This window comes from Xenophilus sp. (assembly GCF_044462705.1).
In the GTDB taxonomy this organism is placed as follows: Bacteria; Pseudomonadota; Gammaproteobacteria; order Burkholderiales; family Burkholderiaceae_C; genus Xenophilus; species Xenophilus azovorans.
In genome coordinates, this window is record NZ_JBIQNC010000207.1 from 1 (window position 1) to 8215 (window position 8215).

Sequence of the window (8215 nt, forward strand, 5' to 3'; positions counted from 1 at the left end):
AGGAGAAAACATCATGGCCAACATCGGCACCTTCACCGCAGACAAAGACGGCTTCACCGGCACGCTTCGCACCCTGACACTCAACGTCAAGGCCAAGCTGGTTCCCAACGACAAGGGCAGCAGCGAGAACGCCCCCGACTTCCGCCTCCAGGCCGCCGGCCACGACATCGGCGCGGCGTGGAAGAAGACAAGCGAGGCCGGGCGCGATTACCTGTCCGTGACCCTCGACGATCCTTCGTTCCCGGCTCCGGTCTATGCCCGCCTGATCGAAGGCGAGGACGGCACGCACGACCTTATCTGGTCGCGCAGCAAGCCCCAGGCGGCGTGACCGCCGCAGCGCCCCGCCCATCGCGGCGGGGCGCTGTGCTGCTGGTCGCAGCACATCACAACGTCACGCGCGCGGCTTCGCCGCGTCGCGTTCCTTCAACACCGCCTCCAGCTCCTGGCGCACCTGCGCCAGCAGTTCGTCGGCCTTGTGCGGGCTATTGCCCGCATAGGCCAGCGTCAGCAGTGTGAGCGGGTGGATCTCCATCACCTCGCACAGCTCGGCCAGCTTGTTCAAGGTCGGGCTTTTCAGGTCGCGTTCGAGGGTACTCATATAGGTACGGCTGGACACGTCAGAGAAGGCTTCCTGGCTCAAGCCACGGGCCTTTCTAACTGTCTTCAACGCCTTCGCCAATGAGTTCCCAGCCGCCACCTATGGTTTCCCTCGAAAAACCAAGATGACAGCCCATTGCGTCCTATAGAGCTACAATCTATAGTGTTCATTTGGTGTTCTACGTTTTTGTGCCTTTACGGAAATCCGCATCGGCGGGTTCCAGCAAAGCCACGCAAGCGCATCCGCGCTTGCGCACGAAGGCGTAAATCCGGTTTGGCGGTTCTGCGCTTGGGCGTGAAACCGCATCCGTGCATCATTGGATTTGTGGGATTGCCGACCATGCCCCAGCCACTCGCCACCGTCCCGGAGCGCGCGCAACTGCTCGCCAACGGCGAGGCCCGCGCCGCTGGCCGGGCCATCGACCCGGTGCCCGTGGTGCGGCTGTTCACGCCGGACGCGCATGTGACCTGGCTGCTGGCTGCGCTCGATCCCGCCGATGGCGACACCGCCTGGGGCCTCATCGACCTGGGAATCGGAATGCCGGCGCAAGGAACCGTCAAGCTGTCCGAGCTGGCTGGCATCGTCGGGCCGCATCAGCAGCCCGTGATGCGCGACCTCTATTTCCGCCCCACGCGCACGCTGTCGGAATACACCCGGCTGGCCGAGCGCGACGGGGCCATCCCGGACTGAGTACGGCCTACTGTGGCTTTCTCAGTCTGGTGTCATGCCGGATAGGTCTTAATCGGCACTCTTGCGGCATACCCCGGCAAATCTGATCGAAACAGTCATGATGTCCGGCCTGGGCTGCGGCAGGCTGGCCTGTACGGCGTCCCACGGTCGGGGCGCTGCCACTGCCACATTGAGACGGAAACCGCAACGCATCGGAGCCAATTGGTCTTGACAACCCGAGCCACAATTTTTACCCATGACGTTCTGACGATGGCGATGTAGCGCGTAGCCCGGCCGTGGCGGCGATTCCTGTTCCCAGGAGGTTGCGTCATGGCCGATCGCGCCGCCGAGTCTTGGTATCCGACTGCCGCGTATCTGTACGTGCTGCATCTGGACAGCCTTGCGCTCGCCTGGGAGTACCTGCGCAGGCACCCCGACTACCGGCTCGATTGGCTGCGCCATCGTCGCCGGTCACAGGCAGCACAGGACGCGGCGCATCGCTGGGGCCTGCGCCTGCTGGAAGACCCGGCCCTGGATGCGCGCGACGCGCATCCGGCCTGGCAACCCGGCCACGCTGCCGTGGTGCAACTCTACCCCGATGCCGATCCGCCCGTGGATGCCGAATCCTTCGCGTTCTGGCGTATCCCCGGCCATAAGCAACTGCTCCACGATGGCAAGGGGCTGGCGCTCACCGCACGCAGCCCCGGCCATTGCCTGCGCTTCGCGCTCGCGCCTGGACTGGAAGACGGCATGGCCGTCGCCTATGCCCACCGCGGCGGCGCTGCCGCGCCTGCGCGCGGTCATGTGTTCGGCGCGGCACTGGCCGATGCCAGACGTAGGCCGACACCTGCCGCGCTGCTGGAACTGCACACCTTGCAGGCGCTCGACGCGACCCTGGCGGGTGCGTCCTTGCGCGACGTGGCCGAAGGTCTGTTCGGCGCCGATGCCGTGGCCGCCGACTGGCACGCCGATGGCGATCTGCGTGCCCGCGTGCGCCGCCTGGTGCGGCGCGGCGATGCGTTGATGCGCGGCGGCTACCGCCGCCTAGCACAACTGTCGCCGCTTGAGAAGGGACGTTTTGATGGAGACGCAAAACGTCCCTGAGCAGAGCAGCTTCGTTTTCTGAGACTGGCTTCCATCCGGTTGCGCTGTGTGGCCGGAGCTTTGCAACCGATGGAGGTTCATCTCATGCGTCCCGCTCCTTTGCGGCCTGCCGCCGCTGTCTCAACTGCTGCCGCGCAGCCCCAACGCTATCTGACCAACGACGAAGCCGCCGAATACCTGCGCCTGTCGCCGCGCACGCTGGAAAAGCAGCGCGTGATCGGCGGCGGCCCGCGCTTTCGCAAGTTCGGCCGGCGCGTCATGTACGCCGTGGCCGACCTCGATGCCTGGGCCGCCGACCGCAGCTTCGAGACGACTTCCGATCCCGAATACGCCGAGCACCACTCGGCCGACAGCCGTGCGCGCTGACCACTGGAGCGCGGGAGGCCATCGCCATGTCCAGCCCTGCGCTGCCGTCCCGGCAGCGGCCGTTGCAAGAGCGCGAACAGCTCGACCTGTTCCGCGCCTTGCCCGGCGACATGGCGCCGCGCGACAGCCAGGACTTGATGGCCTTTCCGTTCTTCTCGCTGGCGAAGTCGCGGCGCGTCGCGCCGATCGACTTCCGGGCGGGGAACGTCACGATCCGCGTGGAAGGCACGGCCGAGCATGGCATCGCCACGATTTGGGACGCGGACGTGCTGATATGGGCGGCCTCGCAGATCGTGGAAGCCCGCGACGCGGGCTTCCGCTCGTCGCGGCTGATGCAGGCCACGCCCTACGAGATCCTGCGGTTCATCGGGCGCGGTACGTCGCTGCGCGACTACCAGCGCCTCAAGGCCGCCCTCGACCGGCTGCAATCGACCACGGTGGCCACGTCGATCCGCGAGACGACCGGACGGCGCCTGCATCGCTTCTCGTGGATCAACGAGTGGAAGGAACTGGCCGATGCCAAGGGCACGCCCTTGGGGCTGGAGCTGATCTTGCCGGACTGGTTCTATGCCGGCGTCATGGACGCCGCCCTGGTGCTGACCATCGACCCGGCGTATTTCCGGCTGACGGGCGGCATCGAGCGCTGGCTGTACCGGCTGGTGCGCAAGCACGGTGGCCGACAGCCGGGCGGCTGGCAGTTCGATTTCCGACACCTGTATCGGAAATCGGGCAGCGCTACGCGCTTCTCGGACTTCGCCTACGACCTGCGCACGCTGGTCGCGCGGCAGTCGCTGCCGGGCTACGCCCTGGGCATCGAGCGGATGCCGGACAACGGCGCCGAGCTGCTGACCTTTCGGCCCGTGCCATACACGGCACGGGGATAAACGGTGCGCAACTTGTGGACGGGCTCGTGCTATCAGGAGTACGAGGTATCGTGCTATCGGGAGTACGGCTATCGTGCTATCAGGAGTACGAATCGGCCGCAAAGCCAATAACGGCGCGGGTTTGCGGCCCCTCTAACTTCCCTAACTTAAAACCTCTAACTGGTAGTAGAAGCGCCGCGCCACGGTGGACAACCGCCACGCGGCACGAAGCGCAGCGGCAACAGCCCGGCTTTCCAACACGGAGGGCCGCGCCATGATCGTTGCTCTGCTCAACCAGAAAGGCGGCGTGGGCAAGACCACGCTCGCCACGCACATCGCTGGAGAGTTGGCGATGCGCGGCCAGCACGTCGTGCTGCTGGATGCCGACCCGCAAGGCTCATCGCTGGACTGGACGCAGCGCAGAAGCCAGCAAGGCTTGCCAAGGCTGTTCAGCGCCGTGGGCCTCGCACGCGAAACGCTGCATCAGGAGGCGCCAGAACTCGCCTGGCGGGCCGATCACGTCGTCATCGACGGGCCGCCCAGGATCGCCGCCTTGGCGCGCTCCGCGCTGCTGGCGGCCGAGCGCGTGCTGATTCCGGTGCAGCCCAGCCCCTACGACCTGTGGGCCAGCGCGGAGATGGTGGCGCTGATCCGCGAAGCGCAGGTGTTTCGGCCTGCGCTGCGCGCGGCCTTCGTCATCAATCGGCGCGTCAGTACCACCGTGATCGGACGCGAAGCGCGCCAGGCACTCGCCGACCAGCCGCTTCCTGCGCTGCGCGCGGAAGTGCATCAACGCATCGTGTTCGCCGACAGCGTGGCCGCTGGACGGCTTGCACGCGAGACGGCGCCGGACAGCGCCGCCGCGCGCGAAATCACCGCGCTGGTGGACGAACTGTTGCGGTGGACGCCATGACCGCAAAGCCGCCACCGAACGGCAAACGCTCGGTCAAGCGCGTCGGCATCGGCGCGCGTCCGCCCGCGAATCCGCACGCCGAGGCGTGGATTCGCCAGGGCGACGCCGATGCGCTGGGCAAGGGCGACCTCTACACCGCCCGCCTGACCCTCGACATCACGCCCGCGATGCGGGCGCGCATCAAGGTGTCGGCCTTCACGCAAGGCGTGACGGTGGCCGATCTGCTGCGCGGCCTGCTTGAGCGCGAGTTTCCAGAACACCGCAGGGAAAACACCCCATGACCACATCCGCTTCGCCTGTCGCTGGCGCGGCCACGGCTGCGCTCGCAGCATCTTTCGGCCAGCCTGCCAGCGCACCGCTGACGCGCGTGGCGCTGGCCTACATCGAACCGCGCTTCAAGCTCTACCTGCGCTTCGGCGAACCTGCGCGCACGCTCCAGCTCGACCGCTGGCGGCGCTGCGCGGTGTTCCTGCCGGGTGCCATGTTCTGCCGCATCCGCTGGCATGCCAACGACTACGGCACGATCCGCTGGCAGCTCATGGTGATGCAGGCTTGCACGCCGTTCGATGCGGCGCAGCGCATCCCCGGCGTGCAGCCTGGCGCGCGCCTGCTGCTGCACGCCGAAGGGGAGAACCAGGTGCGCGCCGTGCTGGAGCGCATCGACTCCATCGAGGCGCTGGGCATCGCGCCTATCGGTGCGTCGCCCGCGTACTGGCGCACGCTCGCCAACCGGCTCGCCGCGCGCCTGCCGTTGCCCGAATACACCGCCGAGCGGCACGCCGCCTGGCTGACCGGGAGGGCGCTGCCATGACCGCCGTTTCCCCTGCCTGCACCGAGCCGCGTCCTCGCGCGCCCCGCGCACGTTTGCGCGCTCGCCTCGTGCTGGCGAGCCTGTCCGCCTGGGGCCTCGCTGCGCTGGCCTGGGCGTCCTTCGTGCATCCGCTGCCGCGCCTGATCTACAACCCGTCCGACAGCGTGGCGGTCGGCTGGTATCGCGTCGATCCGCTGGGCCGTAAGCCCGGCTCGCTGCCACGCCCCTTGTCCGTGGGCAGCATCGTCCTGACCACGCTGCCGCCAGACGCTGCCGCGCTGGCCGCGCAGCGCGGCTACCTGCCGGCGCGCGTCCCGCTGCTCAAGCGCGTGGGCGCCATCGCGCCGCAGGAGGTGTGCATCACTGGCCGCATCGTCCGCATCGACGGCGTGCCTTCGGCCGCCGCGCTGCCCGCCGACCGCTGGGGCCGGCCGCTGCCATCCTGGCAGCAGTGCCGTCGCCTTGAAGCTGGCGAACTGTTCCTGCTCAGTGTGACCAACCCGGCGTCGTTCGACAGCCGGTATTTCGGGCCGGTCAGCGCATCCGCCGTGATCGGCGTCGCGCATCCGGTCTGGCTGGAGTCTCGCCCATGATGGCCGCCGACTCGCTGCACGTTGCCGTGCATTTCATCGTGCCATCGGGCGTGTCGTTCTGCTGTCCGTCGCCATGCTGTCGCGCGTGCAGTGCGAGCGCATCCGCGCCGCACTTCGCGCTGCCTTCGGCGCAGCCGTCCCACGTGCAGGCGTCTTGCCTCGAACGCGCCCGGCCTGCGGCCCTCACCGCGCTGGTTCGCGCGTTCGCCGGCGCGCTGGCTGCTCGCGCAGCAGCGCCGCCGGGCCGCCGCGGCCCGGAGCGCCAGCGAGGGGCAAAGGCGGAAGGCAAGACAAAAGGACGCGGCACCGGGCCGCGTCGAAAGCCTGTCTGCACGTGGGGGTGGCGCGGCACGGAGCGGCTTTGCCGCCGTGCCGCTTGGGGCGCGAAGCCCGCGCCGATGCAGTCATGTCCACGTGCTTCGCACGCCCGGACACGCCAGAGCTTGCAGGGAGCCCAGCCATGACCAACCGCCGCGATGACGATTTCCGCATCCGCCCCAGCGCCCCGAAGAACCGGGGCCAGGGCTTCGTTTCCAAGGTGCTCAAGCAGGCAGGAAAGGCCAGCAGCGGCAAGTCGGCGGTGCGCCGTCCTGGCGGCAGTGGCAAGGGCGCCGGCATCGGCCAGCGGCCCGGCTCGCGGCTGGGACGCGGCCACACGGCGGCGCGCTTCGCGGGCGCGAAGCTCACGCCCATGTCGCGGCGCGTGACCATCAAGACGCTGCTGGTCAATCAGCAGCGGGCCAGTCCGCAGTCGCTCGCCAAGCACCTGCGCTACATCGAGCGCGACGGCGCCGGCCGCGATGGCGAGCCAGGCCAAGCCTATGGGCCGCAGACCGATGCTGCCGACCTCGACGCCTTCAAGGAACGCTGCGCCGACGACCGGCACCATTTCCGCTTCATCCTCTCGCCGGAGGATGGCGCGGAACTGGACGACCTGCGCACCTACACGCGGCATCTCATGGGCCGCATGGAAGCCGACCTGGGCACACGGCTGGAATGGGTGGCGGTCGATCACTGGAACACCGACAACCCGCACACCCACTTGATCGTGCGCGGACGGGACGACACGGGCAAAGACCTCATCATCGCGGGCGACTACATCGCCGATGGCTTCCGGCATCGCGCGTCCGAGCTGGCGACCGAATGGCTGGGGCCACGCACCGAGCTGGAGATCCAGCAGACCTTGCAGCGTGAAGTGGATCAGGAGCGATGGACGAGCCTGGATCGCACGCTCAAACGCGAACTGGGCGACGATGGCCTGGTGCATGTCGAACGGTTCAACGAACCGCGGCTGCAACGCCAGCGCCTGCTGCTGATCGGCCGCCTGCCACGCTTGCAGCGCATGGGCCTCGCCGACGAGACGCAGCCGGGCACCTGGGCCGTCCATGCGGATGCCGAAAAGACGCTGCGCACCCTGGGCGAGCGCGGCGACATCATCCGCACCATGCAGCGAGCCATGCGCGGCGAACCGCGCGAGCTGGCGGTGTTCGAGCCGGGCGACGATGGCCGAACCATCCTCGGCCGCGTGGCTGCGAAGGGGCTGGCCGACGAGCTGCGCGACCGGGGCTATCTGGTCATCGACGGGGTGGACGGCAAGGCCCACTACGTCGCGCTCAACGCCCGCGACGAGCTGGCGAACTATCCCACCGGCGCCGTGGTGGAGGTGAAGGGATCGGCCGACGTGCGCGCGGCCGACAGGAACATCGCCGCTCTGGCGAGCGATGGCCTGTACCGCACCGACCACCACCTCGCCATCGCACAGGGTCAGGCCATGCCGGGCCGTGATCCGCAGGAAGTCGTCGCCGCCCATGTCCGCCGGCTCGAAGCCTTGCGCCGCGGCGGCATCGTGGAGCGCGTGGCCGAGGGGCTATGGAAGGTGCCGGGCGACCTGGCCGAGCGCGGTCGCCAGTACGACGCGCAGCGCCTGGGCGGCGTGGCTGTAGAGCTGAAATCGCACCTGCCCATCGAGCGGCAGGCGCGCGTGATCGGGGCCACCTGGCTCGACCAGCAGTTGATCGGCGGCGGCTCGGGCCTGGGGGACCTGGGCTTTGGCGGCGAGGTCAAGGAGGCATTGCAGAAACGCGCCGACTTCCTTGCCGAACAGGGGCTGGCCGAGCGGCGCGGGCAGCGCGTGATCCTGGCGCGCAACCTGCTGGGCACGCTGCGCAACCGGGAACTGGCACAAGCCGCGAAGGACATTGCCGGCGAAACCGGCCTGGAGCATCGCCCGGTGGCCGATGGGCAGCGCGTGGCCGGCATCTACCGGCGCAGCGTCATGCTCGCCAGCGGGCGCTACGC

11 protein-coding genes are annotated in these 8215 nt (G+C 68.5%); 10 read left to right on the plus strand and 1 reads right to left on the minus strand.

Annotated features, from left to right (window positions below; genetic code table 11):
• Positions 1–13: 13 nt before the first annotated feature.
• Positions 14–328 (plus strand): DUF736 domain-containing protein, encoded by a 315-nt coding sequence (locus ACIY1X_RS22135; RefSeq protein WP_015014848.1) that lies wholly within the window; start codon positions 14–16, stop codon positions 326–328.
• A 63-nt stretch (positions 329–391) separates the two neighbouring features.
• Here the strand turns inward: ACIY1X_RS22135 and ACIY1X_RS22140 are convergent, their stop codons facing one another.
• A complete protein-coding gene (locus ACIY1X_RS22140; RefSeq protein WP_013721774.1) occupies positions 392–697 on the minus strand; it encodes a helix-turn-helix domain-containing protein in 306 nt (101 codons plus the stop codon).
• Between the two features lie 240 nt (positions 698–937).
• Between ACIY1X_RS22140 and ACIY1X_RS22145 the strand changes: the two genes are divergently transcribed.
• The 9 genes from ACIY1X_RS22145 to ACIY1X_RS22185 all read left to right on the plus strand — a co-directional run.
• Entirely contained in the window at positions 938–1288 is a 351-nt protein-coding gene (locus ACIY1X_RS22145) for a DUF2958 domain-containing protein (protein WP_015014849.1), read from the plus strand.
• A gap of 309 nt (positions 1289–1597) precedes the next feature.
• The gene (locus tag ACIY1X_RS22150; protein ID WP_013721772.1) at positions 1598–2371 is read left to right on the plus strand and encodes a DUF2285 domain-containing protein; all 774 of its coding nucleotides are present in this window, start codon (positions 1598–1600) and stop codon (positions 2369–2371) included.
• A gap of 84 nt (positions 2372–2455) precedes the next feature.
• A complete protein-coding gene (locus ACIY1X_RS22155; RefSeq protein WP_013721771.1) occupies positions 2456–2737 on the plus strand; it encodes an AlpA family transcriptional regulator in 282 nt (93 codons plus the stop codon).
• A 26-nt stretch (positions 2738–2763) separates the two neighbouring features.
• The gene (locus tag ACIY1X_RS22160; RefSeq protein ID WP_015014850.1) at positions 2764–3621 is read left to right on the plus strand and encodes a replication initiator protein A; all 858 of its coding nucleotides are present in this window, start codon (positions 2764–2766) and stop codon (positions 3619–3621) included.
• 253 nt (positions 3622–3874) lie between these two features.
• On the plus strand, positions 3875–4513 hold the full coding sequence (gene parA / locus ACIY1X_RS22165; protein ID WP_015014851.1) for a ParA family partition ATPase: 639 nt from the start codon (positions 3875–3877) through the stop codon (positions 4511–4513).
• Positions 4510–4794 carry a hypothetical protein gene (locus tag ACIY1X_RS22170; protein WP_015014852.1) on the plus strand — a complete coding sequence of 95 codons (285 nt, stop codon included), beginning with the start codon at positions 4510–4512 and terminating at the stop codon, positions 4792–4794. The genes parA and ACIY1X_RS22170 overlap by 4 nt, the downstream gene beginning before the upstream one ends.
• Positions 4791–5324 carry a DUF2840 domain-containing protein gene (locus ACIY1X_RS22175; protein ID WP_015014853.1) on the plus strand — a complete coding sequence of 178 codons (534 nt, stop codon included), beginning with the start codon at positions 4791–4793 and terminating at the stop codon, positions 5322–5324. The genes ACIY1X_RS22170 and ACIY1X_RS22175 overlap by 4 nt, the downstream gene beginning before the upstream one ends.
• A complete protein-coding gene (locus tag ACIY1X_RS22180) occupies positions 5321–5917 on the plus strand; it encodes a S26 family signal peptidase (protein ID WP_043565518.1) in 597 nt (198 codons plus the stop codon). Before ACIY1X_RS22175 ends, ACIY1X_RS22180 begins: the two co-directional genes overlap by 4 nt.
• A 460-nt stretch (positions 5918–6377) precedes the next feature.
• A partial coding sequence (locus ACIY1X_RS22185; RefSeq protein WP_399684801.1) for a relaxase/mobilization nuclease domain-containing protein occupies positions 6378–8215 on the plus strand: 1838 nt, incomplete at its 3' end.

Excerpts from the sequence above, each read along its gene's own strand:
- ACIY1X_RS22180 (WP_043565518.1), top strand. The coding sequence starts at position 5,321 with ATGACCGCCGTTTCCCCTGCCTGCACCGAGCCGCGTCCTCGCGCGCCC.
- ACIY1X_RS22150 (WP_013721772.1), top strand. The coding sequence starts at position 1,598 with ATGGCCGATCGCGCCGCCGAGTCTTGGTATCCGACTGCCGCGTATCTG.
- ACIY1X_RS22135 (WP_015014848.1), top strand. The coding sequence starts at position 14 with ATGGCCAACATCGGCACCTTCACCGCAGACAAAGACGGCTTCACCGGC.
- ACIY1X_RS22145 (WP_015014849.1), top strand. The coding sequence starts at position 938 with ATGCCCCAGCCACTCGCCACCGTCCCGGAGCGCGCGCAACTGCTCGCC.
- ACIY1X_RS22155 (WP_013721771.1), top strand. The coding sequence starts at position 2,456 with ATGCGTCCCGCTCCTTTGCGGCCTGCCGCCGCTGTCTCAACTGCTGCC.
- ACIY1X_RS22175 (WP_015014853.1), top strand. The coding sequence starts at position 4,791 with ATGACCACATCCGCTTCGCCTGTCGCTGGCGCGGCCACGGCTGCGCTC.
- ACIY1X_RS22160 (WP_015014850.1), top strand. The coding sequence starts at position 2,764 with ATGTCCAGCCCTGCGCTGCCGTCCCGGCAGCGGCCGTTGCAAGAGCGC.
- ACIY1X_RS22170 (WP_015014852.1), top strand. The coding sequence starts at position 4,510 with ATGACCGCAAAGCCGCCACCGAACGGCAAACGCTCGGTCAAGCGCGTC.
- parA (WP_015014851.1), top strand. The coding sequence starts at position 3,875 with ATGATCGTTGCTCTGCTCAACCAGAAAGGCGGCGTGGGCAAGACCACG.